Source organism: Streptomyces sp. NPDC086549, assembly GCF_044746205.1.
GTDB lineage: Bacteria > Actinomycetota > Actinomycetes > Streptomycetales > Streptomycetaceae > Streptomyces.
This window is the reverse complement of sequence record NZ_JBIVBS010000002.1, coordinates 353,299-370,269: the sequence shown is the minus strand read 5'-3', so window position 1 is coordinate 370,269 and position 16,971 is coordinate 353,299. Positions and strand designations below refer to the sequence as shown.

Sequence of the window (16,971 nt, the reverse complement as noted above, 5' to 3'; positions counted from 1 at the left end):
TGTACCGATCTACAACCCCCATAGTCCGAACCCCCCGCGTACCTGGGATCTTTGGAGGTGATCCGCCGTGGCACTCTCGATTTCGGCGGTGGTGCTGCTGGCGATCATCGTCTTCCTGCTGATCAAGAAGTCAGGGCTGAAGGGCGGCCATGCGGTCGTCTGCATGCTGCTCGGCTTCTACCTCGCCTCCTCGACCGTCGCTCCGACGATCAGTGAGCTGACGACGAACGTGGCTAGCATGATCGGCAGCATCAAGTTCTGAGTCGCGGTGGGCAGCATCTAGTTCTGAGTCGCGGTGGGCAGCATCTAGTTCTGAGCCGCGGTGGGCAGCATCTAGTTCTGAGCCGCGGTGGGCAGCCTCAAGTTCTGAGTCGCGGTGGAACGTGAGCTCCGGCAGCGGAACGCGACCGGAGCCCGCCTGCGACCGGCTGTTCTGCACCCTTCAACGCGCCCTGATCCGTGACGCGGGCGGGCGGGTGTGCGGCGGGTGTGACGACGCCGGCAGTGGGCTGTCGCCTGAGGAGATTGCCGGGGAGATCGCTCGCTACCTTCAGTCCGCACTGGTCGAGTTCACGGCCATCGCCCGCTCCCGTCAGCACTCCGACGCGTACGGCACGAAGTCGGCCCAGGCTTCCGGCGAGAGCGCGAGGCGGGGGCCGGCGGTGTGCTTGGAGTCGCGGACGTGGACGATTCGGGGGGTGGTGGCGATTTCGACGCAGGAGTCACCTTCGCTGCCGCTGCTGTAGCTGCTCTTGAACCACGCCAGGTCGGAGTCACGCTCGGCCGAGCTGTTGCGGATCATGTTTCCCCCAGCAGTTGTTCGATGAAGGCCGTCGACTGGTGTGAGAGCTTGCGCCCGGATGATGCCGTAGCGCGGTTCAAGGATACGAAGCTGCCTTGGTTCAGAGACAGGTCGGCCGCCGGCCACCACCGGCGATCGCCCTACCGCCGAGCCGTCCTCGAACTTCAGGACCTCGATCCCACCGTCCACTCCGGCGTGCACCTCGCGATCCATTGGCATCACCTGGAGCTCAACGTTCCGCAGCTGTCCCGCCCCAAGCAGGTGTTCAAGCTGGCGGCGCAACAGTGCCTTCCCGCCGAGGGGGCGCCGTAGCGTCCACTCCTCCAGCACGAAGCTCAGCTCGGGCGCCGGGTCGCGCTCGAATTCCGCCTTGCGAGCCACACGTGCCGAGATGAACCGCTCTACTTCGTCCTCGGTGTACGCGGGGCGTCGCATCAGCAGCAGAGCGCGCGTGTACTCCGGCGTCTGCAACAACCCGTGGACGTTCAGCGGATCGTAGAGCTGAAGCTCGACCGCCTTGGCCTCCATCTTCGCCAGGTCCTGCACCTTCTTCGGATACCGGACCCGCCGTACGTCCTCCTTCATCGCGGCGAGTAACCCGCCCGCCCCCAACACCTCGTCCGCCCGCATGCCCACCGCCTCTCGCCGCAGCTTCAGCTGCCGTCCCACGGTGGCGACCACGGCCACACCCCAGTCGTCGTCCGGGTCCACTTCCCAACCGGGCTCGTCAGCCTCGCTCTTGAGCCGCGCCGCGCTCCCGTCAACCTGTTGCATCCCGCACCCCTTCGCCGTAGGACCGTGCCGCGACGCCTTTGCCCGTACGGCCGGTCCCGGCAGCCCGGACCCGACTGGACAAGCTCCGGACAGTCACCGTAAGCAACGGCGTCGTCACTGTTCACGGCAAGTGTGTGCGGCCACTCTCGGTGACGTGATCCATGAAACTGCCGCCTCTGAGGCCCGACTCGACCACCCCATCCGCAGCTTCAGCGTGCGGCTGTCTCCCAGGCCCGCGGGGCCCGCCTCGCCCACCTGGCCGCCACCGAGCAGCTCCGCTCCTGGGAACTCCCCGGTCACACACGGTCGCGCCCCGGTCGAGACGTCCTCCTCGTCGAGGCGCTCGCGGACCGCTGGGGCGCGGCCCTCTGAGATGGACGCCTGTCGAGGGGGTGCCGTGGGGGCCGCCCGCTTCTTGTCAGTGTCGTGCTTCCGCGAGGCGAGTAAAGGGCGCTCCACTGCGTTCCGCGTCGCCTTCGGCGATGGCCCTGCGGGCCACCCTTGACTCGGCTCGCTCCAGCGCGGGTGAGAAGCGAGCGGGCGGCCCGGAAAGACGGGGTCCCGGCCGGGGTTCGCGGGCGACCGTCGGCTGCGTTCCGGGCCGGGGTTGGCGGACGCGTCCGCGCCTCGCCAGCACGCCGGGCGGATTCGGCGGCTTACGGCCAGTGGGAATGGGCGCGTCAGCCGAGTGGGGGCATGCCGGGTCGGCTTGGCGGTGAGCGGTTGATGGGTGGGGGCGCGGTCGCCGGGTGGTGGTACGTCGGGTGGGTTTAGCGGCGAACGGCTGGTGGGCGGGGCGCGGACCCGGGTGCGGGGCACGCCCGGTCAGGTCGGCGGCCGGCGGCCGATGGGTGGGGCGTGTCGGTGGGGAACGGGAGGGTGGCGGGGCGAGGGGTGGTGGCGGGGCGAGGGGTGGTGGTGTGGCTCCGTTTCCCCCGGTTCGCCGATGGGCCGGGCGAGGATGGTAATTGGACGGTTTGGGGTCATCTCGGAGCCCTGTGGCCGGGTCAATTGGGGCCGATTTGCGGCTCGGGCTGTCCCAAATCGTCCAACTCACCCCAGGACGCGTGACCTGTGTGGCCCATGTGACTGGCGGGGCGTCGGGGAGGCGTTGCGCCCGGCCTGTCGGCGGGGTGGGGCGAACAAGGCCTTCTTTCATGTGCTCGACGGCCAAGGGTGACAGGCGGCTGGGGAGGTGCCCCGGGCGGGACGGGCGCCTCGTAGGGTGGGTGCCATGACGGAACTGCCCTCTCCCAGCCTTCGGCCGGGGGGACCCCCATCTCGCGCCGCTCGGCGTCTGCTGCTGGTGCACGCGCACCCGGACGACGAGTCGATCAACAACGGCGCGACCATGGCCAGGTATGCGGCCGAGGGAGCGGACGTGACGCTGGTCACCTGCACCCTCGGGGAGCGGGGTGAGGTCATTCCGCCCGAACTGGCGCACCTGACCGGTGCCGCCCTGGGCGAGTACCGCCTGCGCGAGCTCACGGCCGCGATGCGCGAGCTCGGCGTCGAAGACTTCCGGCTGCTCGGCGGGGTCGGTCGGTACGCGGACTCCGGGATGATGGGGCTGTCCGACAACGACGACCCCGCCTGCTTCTGGCAGGCCGACCTCGACGAGGCCGCCGGGCACCTCGCAAAGGTGATCCTGGAGGTCCGCCCCCAGGTGCTGGTCACCTACGACGACAATGGCGGATACGGCCACCCCGACCACATCCAGGCACACCGCGTCGCCATGAGGGCCGTCGAGCTGGCCGCCGACGCGGGCTGGGGCATCCCCAAGGTCTACTGGAACCGCGTTCCGCGCCGTGTTGCGGAGGATGCGTTCGCTCGTCTCCGGGGCGATCTGCCCGGTCTGCCGTTCGCCAAGTCCGCCGCCCTCGACGACGTGCCGGGCGTGGTCGACGACGAGCTCGTCAGCACCGAGATCGACGGCACCGCGCACGCCGCCGCCAAGGCCGCCGCGATGGCCGCGCACGTGACCCAGATCGAGGTCGCCGGACCGTACTTCGCGCTCTCCAACGAGCTGGCCCAGCCGCTGTTCACGACCGAGTACTACGAGTTGGTGAGCGGTGGGCGTCCGCAGGCGCGGGAGACCGACCTGTTCGCCGGGACCGGCGTCGGGGAGGCGTCATGAGCTCGGCGGGACGCGGTTCGATGCTCGCCCAGCCGCTGAAGCCCCCCTCCGCCGGGCGGATCGCCGCCTATCTGGGCCTGTTCGTGCTCGGTGCCGTGGTCGGCGTGGCGGGGTCGCTGGTCCAGGCGGGCTGGTTCCCCGGCGGGCTGCTGCTCGCGCTGGCGGGCGCGGCCGGTCTGTTCCTCGGCGGCGCGCGCGCCACCGGCACTCGCGCGGGGGCGGTCGCGCCCGCGGCCGGCTGGTTCGTCATCGTCATCTTCCTGACCGTCGGCCGCCCCGAAGGGGACTTCTTGTTCGGCGCGGGAGGCGGCTCCTACCTGTTCCTGCTGGGCGGCATGGCCCTGGCTGTGATCTGCGCCACCCTTGGATCGGGGCGGCAACCAGACGGCGATGCTGTCCGACTTGCCAAGTGACGTACCAATTCGCCGTGAGGCGCGCGTGCGAGTCCGGTGTGGGTTTCCCCGACGGTCCTGGGATACGCGCCGGAAACGGCCAGTATCGTGGTGCGCGCCGCCGAGCCTCCCCCGAGTGCTCGACTTCGTTCGAGCAGGGGGACCGCCACCGTGAGGTCGTGACGGGCGGCGGAGCCAACCGGGAGAACCTGCCTTGAGTCGTGAAACTGACACTCCGTCCTCCGGGCCCAACGGGCGCGGCGGAGCCGCATACCCCTCGGGCACGCCGCCGTACGGGACCCCCATGGTTTCCGACAGCGGTACGGACGCGGACCGTTCGGCCGCACAGCCCGAGGAACGCAAGACCGAGACCACGCTGACGACGCGCATCCGGATCAACATCCCCGGATCGCGCCCCATTCCGCCGGTCGTCATGCGCACGCCCGTCGCGGACGCCGAGCGCGCCGACGACGCCAAGGACGCGGAGCCCGAAGCGCAGCCGACGGCCGCCACGACGTCGTCCACCGGCACCGTCGAGGCTCCCCCTGCCGAGCCCGCGGCGCCGGCCGAGGAGAAGACGAGCGACTGGTTCGCGCCCCGCAAGTCCGGCGGCGGCAAGGCCGGTCCTGGCGGCGGCGGTACGAACGGGGCCGGGCTGCCCGGCGGTTCCGCGGCCGGCACGGCCGTTCCGGGCGTGGGTGCTCCGGGCGCGGGCGCGGGTGCCTCCGGCGGCGCGGGTGCCGCCAAGGGCGCGCGTCCGGGCGCCGGTCGTCCCGGTGGCGTGGTCGGCTCCATGAGCGGGCCCGGCGGTTCCCGGCCCGGCGGCACGAACGGCGCGGGACTGCCCGGCGCCACCGGCGGACCCGTGGCTCCCGGGCACGGCGGCGGCACCGGCTCCTTCGACGTGACCGAGGTGCTGGCCGCGGGCTCGCTGGGCAACGGCTCCCGCCCCGCCTCCGGCGGCGACGAACCGCGCCGCGACGACCTGCCGTACTTCTCCGAGGACGGCCGCGCCGGTCAGAACGGCTTCGCCGGCACGAACGGCCAGAGCGCGGGTCCTGGCGGCCCCAACGGCTTCAACGGCCCCAACGGCCGCGGCGGCCCGCAGGGCCCCGCGGGCCCGACCGGCGGTCCGGTCACCGGCGACGGCCCGATGGTGCCGCCGGTCAACGGTGGACCGGGGCTGGGCATGGCGCCCGGCGAGTCCTTCATCGACCCCAACCCCGTCGGCGGCCCGCGCGGCCCCCGTACGGCCCCCGGTCCCGGTGCGAGGCGCGGTCCCGGCGGCGGTCTGAGCGACGACACCGCGGTCCTCACCCCGCAGAATCCCGCCCCCGGACCAGGCATGCCCGGCTACGGCTCCCCGGCGGACAACGTCTCCGGACACACCGTCACCAGCGGTATCCCGGTCGTCCCGCCCGCCGCCAGCTCGCCGTTCGGACCGGGTGCCCCCGCCGACGGGCCCGTGTCGCACACGCCCCCGAAGCTGCCCGAGCCCGTCTCCCAGAACGTGCCGAAGGCCAAGCCCAAGAAAAAGAAGGGCCGCAACAAGCTGGTCCTGCTCGGCGGCCTGGTGGTCGTCGCCGGCGCCGGTGCCTACGGTGCCGGGCTGTTGATGAACCACTCCGACGTGCCCAAGGGCACCACCGTGCTCGGCGTGGACATCGGCGGTGGCACCCGCGACGAGGCCGTCAAGAAGCTCGACGAGGCGTTCGGCGGCCGGGTGAACAAGCCGCTGAAGCTGTCGGTGGGCGGCCGGACGGTGTCGCTCGCGCCGGACAAGGCGGGGCTTCAGTTCGACACCACCGCCACCGTCAGCGACGCCGCGAAGAGCGACTACAACCCCATCTCGGTGATCGGCTCCCTCTTCGGCCAGAGCCGGGTCGTGGAGCCGGTCATGCCGGTCGACGAGGAGAAGCTCCAGGCGGCCCTGCAGGACGCCGGCGGCGGCTCCGGCTCGGTCACCGAGGGCTCGATCGAGTTCAAGTCCGGCAAGGCCGTCGCCGTGTACGGCAAGGCGGGCAAGGGCATCGACGCGGCCAGTTCGACGCAGGCGGTCGAGAAGGCGTACCAGGCGATGGTGGAGACCGGCACCGCCGCCCCGGTCACCGTGCCGACCACCACCCAGCAGCCGAAGGTCTCGAACGCCGAGGTCGACCGCGAGATGAAGGAGTTCGCGGAGCCGGCGATGTCGGCCCGCGTGACCGTGCAGACGGACGCCGCGCACTCGGTCCCGATGAGCCCGCAGAACTCGCTGTGGAAGTTCCTCAAGGTGACGGTCGTCGACGGCAAGCTGGTCGACAAGCCCGACCTGGTCGCCCTGAAGGACCTCTACGGTCAGGCGTTCGACGGTGTGACGATCACCCGGGCCAACGGCCAGAAGACGGCCGTCACGCCCCAGGACGTGTACGTCGCCCTGCGCCCGGCGCTGCTTAGCAAGACCAACCGGGTCGCGGTCATCGACACCACCCCGAACTAGCACGGCCCGCGGAGGGGCGTCCGGCGATCACCGGGTGCCCCTCCGGCATGTCACGGACTCCGTATGACATCTGTCATCCGGCAGTCAGGACCCCCGACACTGCCGTGCCCCCGGCCTCCGCCGCCAGCATGGAGGCATGACAACGACAGCGGTGACCACCGGCACCCCGGTGGTCGGGTTCGATCAGGTGAGCAAGAGGTACGGGAGCGTGCGGGCCGTGGACGGGCTCTCGCTCACGCTGCACCCGGGGGAGACTGTGGCCCTGCTCGGGCCGAACGGGGCCGGCAAGTCCACCACCCTCGACCTGCTCCTCGGCCTCAAGCAGGCCGACGGCGGCACGGTCAGCGTCTTCGGCACCAGCCCGCGCGAGGCGATCGTCGCCGGGCGGGTGGGCGCCATGCTGCAGAGCGGCGGCCTGATGGACGAGGTCACGGTCACCGAGCTGGTCAGGCTCGCCTGCGATCTGCACCCGAAGCCGTACAAGGTCAGCGACGTACTGGCCCGCGCCGGGATCTCCCAGATCGCCGACCGCAAGGTCAACAAGCTCTCCGGCGGCCAGGCCCAGCGCGTCCGCTTCGCCCTCGCCACCGCCGGCGACAGCGACCTGATCGTCCTGGACGAGCCGACCACCGGCATGGACGTCACCGCCCGCCAGGCCTTCTGGGCCACCATGCGCGAACAGGCCGACCAGGGGCGGACCGTCCTGTTCGCCACGCACTACCTGGAAGAGGCCGACGCCATCGCCGACCGGGTGCTGGTGCTGCACCGGGGGCGGCTGCTGGCCGACGGGACGGCAGCCGAGATCAAGGCAAAGGCGGGGGCGCGGAGGATCTCCTTCGACCTGGAGGGCGAGATCGACGAGGCCTCGCTGCGCGGCCTGCCCTTCCTGGCCTCGATCACTGTGTCCAACGGCGGCTCCGCCGCGGGTTCAGGCCAGACCGTCCGTATCCAGTCCACGGACGCCGACGCCACCGTGCACGCCCTGTACGGCCTCGGCGTCTACCCCCGCAACCTCGAAGTCGCCGGGCTCGGCCTTGAGCAGGCGTTCGTCGCCATCACGGAGGCCGAAGAGGCCAAGGAGGTCACCGCGTCGTGAACAGCCTGATCAAGCTGGAACTCGCCCGCGCCCTGCGCAACCGCAAGTTCCTGTTCTTCTCGGTGATCTACCCCTCGGCCCTGTTCCTGCTGATCGCCGGCAACGCCGACGCCCACACCAAGGTCGACGGCACCGGCCTGACCATCCCGACCTACATGATGGTCTCCATGGCCTCCTTCGGCGCCCTGACCGCCGTCCTCATGGGCAACAGCGAGCGCATCGCCAAGGAGCGCGAGAGCGGCTGGGTACGGCAGCTGCGGCTGACCACCCTGCCGGGGCGCGGCTACGTCCTCGCCAAGACCGCGAGCGCGGCCGTCGTCAGCCTTCCCTCCATCGTCATCGTCTTCGTCGTCGCCGCGGCCGTGAAGGACGTACGCCTGGACGCCTGGCAGTGGCTCGCCCTCACCGGCGCCATCTGGGCCGGCAGCCTGGTCTTCGCCGCGCTCGGCGTCGCCATCGGCTACCTGGCCAGCGGGGACGCGGTCCGCCCGATCACGATGATCACCTACTTCGGCCTGTCGATGCTGGGCGGCCTGTGGATGCCCACCACGACCTTCCCGCAGTGGCTCCAGGACATCGCCAAGTGGCTGCCCACGCACGCGTACGCTGCCCTGGGACGGTCGATCGAACAGAGCCAGACCCCGCACGCCCAGGACATCGCCATCCTGGCCGTCTTCTTCGTTCTCTTCGCGGGCGGAGCGGCCTGGCTGTACCGGAAGGACACGCTGAAGGCGTGAGCGCGATGACGGAAGACCTGCGGCCGGACGACGAAGCGCGGGCGGAGCGGCTGATGCGGATCGGCGCGCCGCCCCGCAATCGCAGCGAGGCGATCCGCAAGCTCGTGTGGGTCCTGCCGTGGCTGATCTTCCTCGCCTCCCCGGTGGGCGACCTGACCTCCGGCCACCACACCACCGGGGCCACGGTGGCCGGCTGGGCGGGCCTGACGGCCTTCGTCGGGATCTACCTGACCGTCGTCTTCCGCACGATGGGCCTGCCCTTCCGCGGCGGGATCGTCACCGTCGCGGTCGCCGTGCAGTGGACGCTCGCGGTCGTCCTGGCCTTCAGCCTCGGCAGCTCCTGGCTCGGCCTGTTCGTGTACGTCTCCGTGATGTGCGGGGTGACCTTCCCGCTCCGTGTCGCCTACTGGACGATCCCGCTGACCACCGCCGCCATGATGCTGGCGGGCTGGCACGCCCACGACCTGGACACGGCCTGGGGCCTGTTCCTGGTGGTGCTGCTGGTCGGCTACTCCATGACCGGCATCCGCCAACTCGTCGCCACCACCATCGAGTTGCGCAAGGCCCGCGCCACCGTCGCCCAGCTCGCTGCCAACGAGGAGCGGCTGCGCCTCGCCCGCGACCTGCACGACCTCCTCGGCCACTCCCTCTCCCTCATCACGCTGAAGAGCGAGCTGGCCGGCCGGATGCTCCCCGGCCATCCCGACAAGGCGGCCCAGCAGGTCGCCGACATCGAACAGGTCAGCCGCCAGGCCCTGGTGGACGTGCGCGAGGCCGTCACCGGCTACCGGCGCCCCCGGCTCGCCGCCGAGCTGGCGGGTGCCCAGGTCGCCCTGACCGCCGCCGCGGTCACCGCCGAGGTCCCGGCCGACCCCGACCTCACGGGCGTACCCGAGGACGGCGAGGCGGCCCTCGCGTGGGCACTGCGCGAGGCGATCACCAACGTCGTACGGCACAGTGGCGCGAACGCCTGCACGGTCGAGCTGCTGCGCCGCCAGACGCTGGACGGCCCGGTTCTCGAACTCGCCGTCGAGGACAACGGCTCGGGCGGCTCCGGCAAGGGCCCCGGCAACGGCCTGACCGGCCTGACCGAACGCCTGGAGAAGGTCGGCGGCACACTGGAGGCGGGCCGCGTCAGGCACGGGTTCCGGCTGGTGGCCCGCGTCCCCACGGACTCCGTGGGGACGTAGGATCCGGGGCATGAGCAGCCCGATCAAGGTCCTCCTCGCCGAGGACCAGTCGATGGTCCGCGAGGCACTGGCAGCCCTGCTCGGCCTTGAGGACGACATCGAGGTCGTCGCCCAGGTCGCGCGCGGCGACGAGGTGTTGGCGGCCGCGCGGGAGCACGGCGTGGACGTCGCCCTGCTCGACATCGAGATGCCGGGCTGCACGGGCATCGAGGCCGCGGGCCGGCTCCACAAGGAACTCCCCGCGGTGAAACTGGTCGTCCTCACCACCTTCGGCCGCCCCGGCTATCTGCGCAGCGCCATGGAGGCGGGCGCCGACGCCTTCCTGGTCAAGGACGCGCCCGCGGCCCAACTCGCCGAGGCGGTGCGCAAGGTGCTGGCCGGGGAGCGGGTAATCGACCCCACGCTCGCCGCGGCGGCCCTCGCCGAGGGCGCCAACCCCCTCACCGACCGCGAACGCGAGGTCCTGCGCGCCGCGGCCGACGGCTCCACCAACGCCGAACTGGCGGCCGCCCTGCACCTCTCCCAGGGCACGGTCCGCAACTACCTCTCGACGGCGATCCAGAAGCTGGCGGTGCGCAACAGGGCTGAGGCGGTACGGATCGCCCGGGAGAAGGGCTGGCTGTAGCCCGGCCGAACGGGCCCTAGTTGAGCATCGCCCGTGCCGTGTGTGCCTGACTCCGTACCCGCCGGGCGGTCGGTTCGTCCACGTCGGCCACCACGTCGGCGTACGCCTCCAGTTCGGCCGCCCCGGCGAGGAACTCGCCCCTCTGCACGAGGAGCTGAGCCCGCTCGTACCGCAGCCGCGCCGGGTGCGACGGCAGCAGCAGGCACAACTCCACGGCCCACAGGGCCACGTCCGACCGCTCCGGCCGGGCCGCCGCCCACGCCCGGACGTTGTTCAGGATCCGCACGACGACATCGAGGGGATCCGCGGGCACCAGCATGGCCGGATCCAGCGGAGCCCCCGTCGCCCCGACGACGAGCAGCTCGGCATCCGTGCCGGTGAGCACCCGGCCCCCGTCGAAGGGATCGGCCAGCACCTGCTCCTCGGCCGGGCCGAACCCGACCACGAAGTGCCCCGGCAGCGCGACCCCGTACACCGGGGCGCCCGCCCTGCGGGCGACCTCCATCCAGACCACCGACAGCAGGATCGGCAGCCCGCGGCGCCGCTTCAGCACCTCGTGCAGCAGCGACGACTCCAGGCGGTGGTAGTCCGTCGCGGCGCCGTGGAACTCGCAGCGGACGCCGAGCAGGTGGTGCAGCGCCGTCGCCCAGGCCAGGGGCCCGCCGGGCCGGTACGGCAGCTGCCCCGCCAGCCGGTCCAGCTCGATCTGCGCGGCGTCCATGCCCGCCTCGTCCAGCGAGCCGTCCGCCTCCGCGCCCAGCAGCAGACACAGGGCCGACAGATCGGGCCGCTCGGCCCGTGCCTCGTCGGCGAACCGACGCCGCACCTCGGCGGACCGTTCCGGTGGTGGGGGGTAAGGCGGACCCATAGCAGGTTTGTGCCCTTTCACGATGCTCCGTACTACCGGTCGATGCCACTACCGGCCGACGCCGCAGGCACCGGTTCCCGATAGTGGTGGTACGTGTGGTGCAGCGCGAAGCCCATTTCGGCGTACAGCGCCCGCGCCCCCTCGTTGTCCGCCTCGACCTGCAGCCAGGCCGCCGAGGCGCCCTCGGCCAGGGCCTGGCGGGCGAGGGCGGCCATCACGGTGGTCCCCAGGCCGCGCCGGCGCTGCTCCGGGGCCACCTCGACCGCGGCGAAGCCGGCCCACCGCCCGTCGACGACACACCGGCCGATCGCGGCCGGGGCACTGCCGCCCTCACCCGGGACGCTCGCGAACCACACCGACGGCCCTCCCCCGCTCTCGGCTTCTCCCCCACTCTCGGCTTCGCTCGAGCGGGGGGACCCCCATGAGCGGGGGGACCCCGACCCCAGCACCTTCAGGGCCACCTCGCTCACCCCCTTGCGCTGGTACCGCGCCAGCCACGCCTCGTCCGCCTGCCGGGAGAGCGTCACGCCGGCGCCCTCGGCCCGGTCGGCCACCGGTGCCAGTGCGCCGATCCACAGCTCGGCGGTCACCTCGCGCACCCAGCCGCGCCGCTCCAGCTCCGCGCACAGCAGCTCCTGCGTGCCCTCGGCGCCGGTCGCGGTCTGCATGTACGCGGGCAGGCCACGCTCTCCGTACCAGCGTCGTACGGCGTCCAGCGCCGCGTCGAGCGGCAGACCCGGGTCGCCGAGCGGCAGCACACTGTTGGCCCGCCGAGTGAACCCTTCGGCGGCCCGCAGCTCCCACTCGCCCAGCCGCTCGCTCTCCACCGGCCGCCATGCCCGCGAGGAGACACGCGCCAGCTCCCCGTAGGAGGCCGCGGGACCCCGCCGACGCGCCGGGGCGGCCGGTACGACCTTGCCCGCGACCAGCGAGGACTCCGGAATCCGGACGACCACCCCGTTCCTGCGTGTGATCACCAGCACGCCATGGTCCCAGGATGTGAGAACACCCACCGTGTCGGTGAACTTCTCTCCCGAGGTTCCAGATTCGCTCAAGCGCCGTACGGAGACTCGTTTACCCACGTCAGCAGCGGTGATACGGACCTCAAGTCGCCCGGAGGAAGAGATTTCCACAGGTCAGTTCACCCCTCCTGTTCGGATCATGCCCAAGAACGGAGATACTAGGGGCGGGCATCGACGACGCCGCGCTCCCGCGCGCCAGGCGGCGGAGCCTGAAGAGGCCCGCCGGCGCCCTATCGAGGAGGAACGACAGCGTGACCTACGTCATCGCGCAGCCTTGTGTCGACGTCAAGGACAAGGCGTGCATCGAGGAGTGCCCGGTCGACTGCATCTACGAGGGCCAGCGGTCCTTGTACATCCACCCGGACGAATGCGTCGACTGTGGTGCCTGTGAGCCGGTCTGCCCGGTCGAGGCGATCTTCTACGAGGACGACACTCCGGAGGAGTGGAAGGACTACTACAAGGCGAACGTCGAGTTCTTCGACGATCTGGGCTCTCCCGGCGGTGCCAGCAAGCTGGGGCTGATCGAGCGCGACCACCCCCTCATCGCCGCGCTGCCGCCGCAGGCCGAGTAATCCGTAGGCGGCCCAGCGCCCGCAACCGCGCCGCCTCGGTCCCGTGCGGCCTGATCGCCCTGATCAGCGCCGTACGGGACCGAGGCGTTTGCCGTACCGAAGAAAGTGAGCCAGTCCATCGTGTCCGCAGTCTCAGACCGTCTGCCCACCTTCCCCTGGGACAAGCTGGAGCCGTACAAGAAGACGGCCGCAGCCCACCCGGACGGCATCGTCGACCTGTCCGTCGGCACCCCGGTCGACCCGGTGCCCGAGCTGATCCAGAAGGCCCTGATCGCCGCGGCCGACTCGCCGGGCTACCCGACCGTGTGGGGCACCCCCGAGCTGCGCGACGCGATCACGGGCTGGCTGGAGCGCCGCCTGGGCGCCCGCGAGGTCACCCACCGCCACGTCCTGCCGATCGTCGGCTCCAAGGAGCTGGTCGCCTGGCTCCCCACCCAGCTGGGTCTCGGCCCCGGCGACAGCGTCGCGTACCCCCGCCTGGCCTACCCGACCTACGAGGTCGGCGCGCGTCTTGCCCGTGCGGAGTACGAGGTCTACGACGATCCGACGGACCTCGACCCGGCGAACCTGAAGCTCCTCTGGCTGAACTCGCCGTCCAACCCCACGGGCAGGGTGCTGGGCAAGGAGGAGCTCACCCGCATCGTCGCCTGGGCCCGCGAGCACGGCGTCCTGCTCTTCTCCGACGAGTGCTACATCGAACTGGGCTGGGAGGCCGAGCCCGTCTCGGTCCTCCATCCGGACGTCAACGGTGGCTCGTACGAGGGAATCGTCTCGGTCCATTCCCTCTCCAAGCGCTCCAACCTGGCGGGCTACCGCGCGGCCTTCCTGGCCGGTGACCCGGCCGTGCTGGGACCCCTCCTGGAGATCCGCAAGCACGGCGGCATGATGACGTCGGCGCCCACCCAGGCGGCGGTCGTCGCGGCCCTGTCCGACGACATCCACGTGCGCGAACAGCGCGAGCGCTACGCCGCCCGCCGTACTGCCCTGCGCGAGGCCCTGTCGGCCCACGGCTTCCGTATCGAGCACAGCGAGGCCAGCCTCTACCTCTGGGTCACCCGGGACGAGTCCTGCTGGGACACGGTGGCCCACCTGGCCGAGCGGGGCATCCTGGTCGCTCCCGGCGACTTCTACGGCACGGCGGGCGAGAAGTTCGTCCGCGTGGCCCTGACGGCGACGGACGAGCGCGTCGCGGCCGCGGTGGACAGGCTGGCCCGATAGCCGACCGGTACGCATGCGCGGCCCGGACGCAGAGCGAAGGGGGCCAGGGGAGTCGACTCCCCCGGCCCCCTTCGGCCGTCGAGGCCCTAGCCGAGCGGCAGGCTGCTCACCGGCAGCGAGGACGTCGGCAGCCCGCCCTTGGTGAGGGAGTCCGTGGGCAGCCCGCCCTTCGTCGCCGTCTTCGTCGTGTCACCGAGGACGGACCCGGCGGAGCCGGCCGCGTCCCCCGCTGCCTTCTGCGCCGTGGGCGCAGCCTTCCGTACGGTCTTGCCGCCGGTCTTGCCCGCGGCCGGCACCGCCTGCTTGACCGCCTTGCCGGCGGCGTCACCCGCGAGCCCGGTGACGTGCTGGGTGGCACCGTCGACGGTGTTGCCGACGTTCGCCCCGTCCAGGGCGGTCAGCCCGCCGAGGTTCGGGGTGGCCGGCAGATCGGGGGCCGCGCTGGCGGAGCCGGCCGCACCGACCCCGGCGGCCGCTCCCGCTGCGACGAGCAGCGCGGCACGGGCGATCCGGCGGGTCAGGGGGAGGGACATGATGCTCCATTCGACGGGAGAGAACGTTGAAGTGTCCGACCGTGCCCGGCAGTTGACCGGTCCGGCTGTCGCTCGACCGGTTGTTGATCTCCGGGCTCGGACGCAGTGACTACCGCTCGAAGCCCGCGAAGGTTTCGGACGCCAAAGGTAAAGAGTTGGCAACGCATCGCATTATCTGTTGTGGATAAAAGCGGGCAAAGGCCGCCCGTCGCGCGACCCTGCCGAATCCTTACGGCGCTGTGTTTCCAAGGACTTCCGCGCCCGCGAAGGTGGCCGCACGAAAACCTGCCCGCACGGTCACCCCGCCGCGCGTGTCATAACCCCTGCGGGCGAAACCCCGTACTACTGCCCGGTGACGATCCGCACGGACCCCGCCGACCTCTCGGCGCCCCCGGCGCCCTGCCCGCCGGCCGGACGCCACTGGCTGTCCGTGCTCCCGGCGGCCCACTCCCGCCCCGCGTAGGACACCTGTGCGATGTGCAGCGCCGAGGAGTTGGCCACCGCCCAGTGGGCCAGCTGCCAGCCCCGCTCCCGCTCGGTCCGCCCGGTCCGGTCGGTCTTCGGGGCGTCGGGCACCGGCACGGTCACGGTCCGCCCGCGCGCCTCGGCGGTCACGCTCGGGGACGGAGAGGCCGCCGCCGTGTCGCTCACCTCCGCGCCCGCCTCCTGGAGCGCGTCGCGGCCGAAGTCCCGTACCAGCGCGGCCCGTACCGCGTCCGGACCCGTCGCCGTCGCCTGGGCCGTGGTGGCCTTCTGCCGTCCCTGACAGGTCAGCGTGGCCGCCGCCCGTCCGGTCAGCGCCGCGGACAGCAGCACGGCGTCCGGCTCGTGCTTGGCGTACGCCTCCGGGTAGCCGCTGTGCTGCACGCGCTGCGCGGCCACCGTGAGCGGCAGCTCGGTGTAGTCGGGCACCTTGGCCAGGTGCTCGTAGAAGACGCCCGCCGCGTACGTCGGGTCCATGATCTGTTTCTCGGTGCCCCAGCCCTGCGAGGGCCGCTGCTGGAACAGGCCGAGGGAGTCCCGGTCGCCGTGTTCGATGTTGCGCAGCCCCGACTCCTGCAGGGCGGTTGCCAACGCGATGGTCACGGCCCGCTGGGGCATGCCGCGCCCGGTGCCGACGGCGGCGATCGTCGCCGCGTTCACTGCCTGCTCGGGCGTGAACTCGTACGAGGTCTCGGCGTCTCTTCCCGAGACCACCTTGCAGCCCGGGGCCCCGGCGCCGCCCGTGACGTACTGCACCACGAGGTAGCCCACGAGGGCCGACAGGACGATGAAAGCCGCGCCGAAACGGAAGAGACGGCCGCGGCGCTTGGGAGTTGGGGGGGACGGCTCTGGCACCCGTACAAGGTACTGGAGGCCGATGGGGCCTCAGCGGCGGGTGTGGCGCACGGCACGGACCCCCCGGCGGACGGGCCGCGCGTTAGGGTCGTCACCATGGCCGACACCTCGCTTGATCTCACGCTGGACGCCGCCGCGCTCACCGCGCAGCTCGTCGACTTCCCTTCGGAGAGCGGCACGGAGAAGCCCCTCGCGGACGCCGTCGAGGCCGCCCTGCGCACCCTGCCGCACCTGACGGTCGACCGGTACGGCAACAACGTCGTCGCGCGTACGGACCTGGGGCGGGCGGAGCGGGTGATCCTGGCCGGCCACATCGACACGGTCCCGATCGCCGACAACGTCCCCTCGCGCCTCGACGAGGACGGCGTCCTGTGGGGCTGCGGCACCTGCGACATGAAGTCCGGCGTGGCGGTGCAACTGCGCATCGCGGCCACCGTCCCCGCCCCGAACCGCGACCTGACCTTCATCTTCTACGACAACGAAGAGGTCGCCGCCGACCTGAACGGCCTCAAGCACGTGGCCGAGGCGCACCCCGAGTGGCTGGCCGGCGACTTCGCGGTGCTCCTGGAGCCCTCCGACGGCCAGGTCGAGGGCGGCTGCCAGGGCACCCTGCGCGTGTTGCTGCGGACGAAGGGCGAGCGGGCCCACTCGGCGCGCAGCTGGATGGGCTCCAACGCGATCCACGCGGCGTCCCCGATCCTGGCCCGGCTGGCGGCGTACGAGCCGCGCTACCCGTTGATCGACGGCCTGGAGTACCGCGAGGGCCTGAACGCGGTGGGCATCTCGGGCGGAGTGGCGGGCAACGTCATCCCCGACGAGTGCGTGGTGACGGTCAACTTCCGCTATGCGCCGGACCGGTCCGAGGAGGAGGCCATCGCGCACGTCCGTGAGGTCTTCGCGGACTGCGGGGTGGAGGAATTCGTGGTGGACGACCACAGCGGCGGCGCGCTGCCCGGGCTGTCCCACCCGGCGGCGGCAGCCTTCATCGAGGCGGTCGGGGGCATCCCGCAGCCGAAGTACGGCTGGACGGACGTCTCCCGGTTCTCCGCCCTGGGTATCCCGGCGGTCAACTACGGCCCCGGAAACCCGCATTTGGCCCACAAGCGGGACGAACGGGTCGAAACCGCGAAGATCCTGGCGGGCGAGGAGCGCCTGAGGGCCTGGCTGACGAACTGACGCGCGCGGGGG

At 71.8% G+C, this 16,971-nt stretch carries 16 protein-coding genes and 1 pseudogene; 11 read left to right on the top strand and 6 right to left on the bottom strand.

The genetic code is table 11. The features are described from left to right. Positions 1–67: 67 nt before the first annotated feature. A complete protein-coding gene (locus ACIPSA_RS08380) occupies positions 68–262 on the top strand; it encodes a hypothetical protein (protein ID WP_030346161.1) in 195 nt (64 codons plus the stop codon). Between the two features lie 330 nt (positions 263–592). Here the strand turns inward: ACIPSA_RS08380 and ACIPSA_RS08375 are convergent, their stop codons facing one another. Both ACIPSA_RS08375 and ACIPSA_RS08370 read right to left on the bottom strand, forming a co-directional pair. Beyond that, positions 593–802 carry a DUF397 domain-containing protein gene (locus ACIPSA_RS08375; RefSeq protein WP_402630366.1) on the bottom strand — a complete coding sequence of 70 codons (210 nt, stop codon included), beginning with the start codon at positions 800–802 and terminating at the stop codon, positions 593–595. Beyond that, a pseudogene (locus ACIPSA_RS08370) lies at positions 799–1,576 on the bottom strand (DUF5753 domain-containing protein). The gene ACIPSA_RS08375 and the pseudogene ACIPSA_RS08370 overlap by 4 nt, the downstream one beginning before the upstream one ends. Positions 1,577–2,810: 1,234 nt before the next feature. Here ACIPSA_RS08370 and mshB point away from each other — a divergent pair. The 7 genes from mshB (at position 2,811) to ACIPSA_RS08335 (ending at position 10,232) form a co-directional block, all read left to right on the top strand. Next, entirely contained in the window at positions 2,811–3,713 is a 903-nt protein-coding gene (gene mshB, locus ACIPSA_RS08365; protein WP_402630363.1) for an N-acetyl-1-D-myo-inositol-2-amino-2-deoxy-alpha-D-glucopyranoside deacetylase, read from the top strand. Then, entirely contained in the window at positions 3,710–4,126 is a 417-nt protein-coding gene (locus ACIPSA_RS08360; protein WP_402630361.1) for a DUF6113 family protein, read from the top strand. The genes mshB and ACIPSA_RS08360 overlap by 4 nt, the downstream gene beginning before the upstream one ends. Before the next feature lie 193 nt (positions 4,127–4,319). Continuing rightward, a complete protein-coding gene (locus ACIPSA_RS08355) occupies positions 4,320–6,584 on the top strand; it encodes a hypothetical protein (RefSeq protein ID WP_402630358.1) in 2,265 nt (754 codons plus the stop codon). A 136-nt stretch (positions 6,585–6,720) separates the two neighbouring features. Continuing rightward, positions 6,721–7,680, top strand: a complete 960-nt coding sequence (locus ACIPSA_RS08350; protein WP_402630356.1) for an ABC transporter ATP-binding protein — start codon at positions 6,721–6,723, stop codon at positions 7,678–7,680. Continuing rightward, positions 7,677–8,417: an ABC transporter permease gene (locus ACIPSA_RS08345; protein ID WP_402630354.1), complete on the top strand. Its 741-nt coding sequence runs from the start codon at positions 7,677–7,679 to the stop codon at positions 8,415–8,417. Before ACIPSA_RS08350 ends, ACIPSA_RS08345 begins: the two co-directional genes overlap by 4 nt. A 5-nt stretch (positions 8,418–8,422) precedes the next feature. Then, entirely contained in the window at positions 8,423–9,607 is a 1,185-nt protein-coding gene (locus ACIPSA_RS08340) for a sensor histidine kinase (RefSeq protein ID WP_402631700.1), read from the top strand. A gap of 10 nt (positions 9,608–9,617) precedes the next feature. Continuing rightward, positions 9,618–10,232 (top strand): response regulator transcription factor, encoded by a 615-nt coding sequence (locus ACIPSA_RS08335; RefSeq protein ID WP_402630352.1) that lies wholly within the window; start codon positions 9,618–9,620, stop codon positions 10,230–10,232. Between the two features lie 16 nt (positions 10,233–10,248). Here the strand turns inward: ACIPSA_RS08335 and ACIPSA_RS08330 are convergent, their stop codons facing one another. Then, complete coding sequence (locus ACIPSA_RS08330; RefSeq protein ID WP_402630350.1) at positions 10,249–11,100, bottom strand: tetratricopeptide repeat protein; 852 nt, start codon at positions 11,098–11,100, stop codon at positions 10,249–10,251. 32 nt (positions 11,101–11,132) lie between these two features. After that, the gene (locus ACIPSA_RS08325; RefSeq protein ID WP_402630347.1) at positions 11,133–12,233 is read right to left on the bottom strand and encodes a GNAT family N-acetyltransferase; all 1,101 of its coding nucleotides are present in this window, start codon (positions 12,231–12,233) and stop codon (positions 11,133–11,135) included. 140 nt (positions 12,234–12,373) lie between these two features. Between ACIPSA_RS08325 and fdxA the strand changes: the two genes are divergently transcribed. Together fdxA and ACIPSA_RS08315 are read left to right on the top strand one after the other, a co-directional pair. Beyond that, positions 12,374–12,694 carry a ferredoxin gene (fdxA, locus tag ACIPSA_RS08320; protein WP_402630345.1) on the top strand — a complete coding sequence of 107 codons (321 nt, stop codon included), beginning with the start codon at positions 12,374–12,376 and terminating at the stop codon, positions 12,692–12,694. A 120-nt stretch (positions 12,695–12,814) separates the two neighbouring features. Continuing rightward, the gene (locus tag ACIPSA_RS08315) at positions 12,815–13,912 is read left to right on the top strand and encodes a bifunctional succinyldiaminopimelate transaminase/glutamate-prephenate aminotransferase (RefSeq protein WP_402630342.1); all 1,098 of its coding nucleotides are present in this window, start codon (positions 12,815–12,817) and stop codon (positions 13,910–13,912) included. 86 nt (positions 13,913–13,998) lie between these two features. Here the strand turns inward: ACIPSA_RS08315 and ACIPSA_RS08310 are convergent, their stop codons facing one another. Next, positions 13,999–14,445 carry an ATP-binding protein gene (locus tag ACIPSA_RS08310; RefSeq protein ID WP_402630340.1) on the bottom strand — a complete coding sequence of 149 codons (447 nt, stop codon included), beginning with the start codon at positions 14,443–14,445 and terminating at the stop codon, positions 13,999–14,001. Positions 14,446–14,787: 342 nt separating this feature from the next. Beyond that, complete coding sequence (locus ACIPSA_RS08305; RefSeq protein ID WP_402630337.1) at positions 14,788–15,783, bottom strand: heavy metal transporter; 996 nt, start codon at positions 15,781–15,783, stop codon at positions 14,788–14,790. A 96-nt stretch (positions 15,784–15,879) separates the two neighbouring features. Between ACIPSA_RS08305 and dapE the strand changes: the two genes are divergently transcribed. Further along, positions 15,880–16,959, top strand: a complete 1,080-nt coding sequence (dapE, locus tag ACIPSA_RS08300) for a succinyl-diaminopimelate desuccinylase (protein WP_402630335.1) — start codon at positions 15,880–15,882, stop codon at positions 16,957–16,959. The last annotated feature ends 12 nt before the right edge of the window (positions 16,960–16,971 follow it).

What these genes read in the sequence shown, in the direction of transcription:
- ACIPSA_RS08335 (WP_402630352.1), top strand. Translation starts at nt 9,618, where the DNA reads ATGAGCAGCCCGATCAAGGTCCTCCTCGCCGAGGACCAGTCGATGGTC.
- ACIPSA_RS08310 (WP_402630340.1), bottom strand. Translation starts at nt 14,445, where the DNA reads ATGTCCCTCCCCCTGACCCGCCGGATCGCCCGTGCCGCGCTGCTCGTC.
- mshB (WP_402630363.1), top strand. Translation starts at nt 2,811, where the DNA reads ATGACGGAACTGCCCTCTCCCAGCCTTCGGCCGGGGGGACCCCCATCT.
- dapE (WP_402630335.1), top strand. Translation starts at nt 15,880, where the DNA reads ATGGCCGACACCTCGCTTGATCTCACGCTGGACGCCGCCGCGCTCACC.
- ACIPSA_RS08350 (WP_402630356.1), top strand. Translation starts at nt 6,721, where the DNA reads ATGACAACGACAGCGGTGACCACCGGCACCCCGGTGGTCGGGTTCGAT.
- ACIPSA_RS08340 (WP_402631700.1), top strand. Translation starts at nt 8,423, where the DNA reads ATGACGGAAGACCTGCGGCCGGACGACGAAGCGCGGGCGGAGCGGCTG.
- ACIPSA_RS08375 (WP_402630366.1), bottom strand. Translation starts at nt 802, where the DNA reads ATGATCCGCAACAGCTCGGCCGAGCGTGACTCCGACCTGGCGTGGTTC.
- ACIPSA_RS08330 (WP_402630350.1), bottom strand. Translation starts at nt 11,100, where the DNA reads ATGGGTCCGCCTTACCCCCCACCACCGGAACGGTCCGCCGAGGTGCGG.
- ACIPSA_RS08360 (WP_402630361.1), top strand. Translation starts at nt 3,710, where the DNA reads ATGAGCTCGGCGGGACGCGGTTCGATGCTCGCCCAGCCGCTGAAGCCC.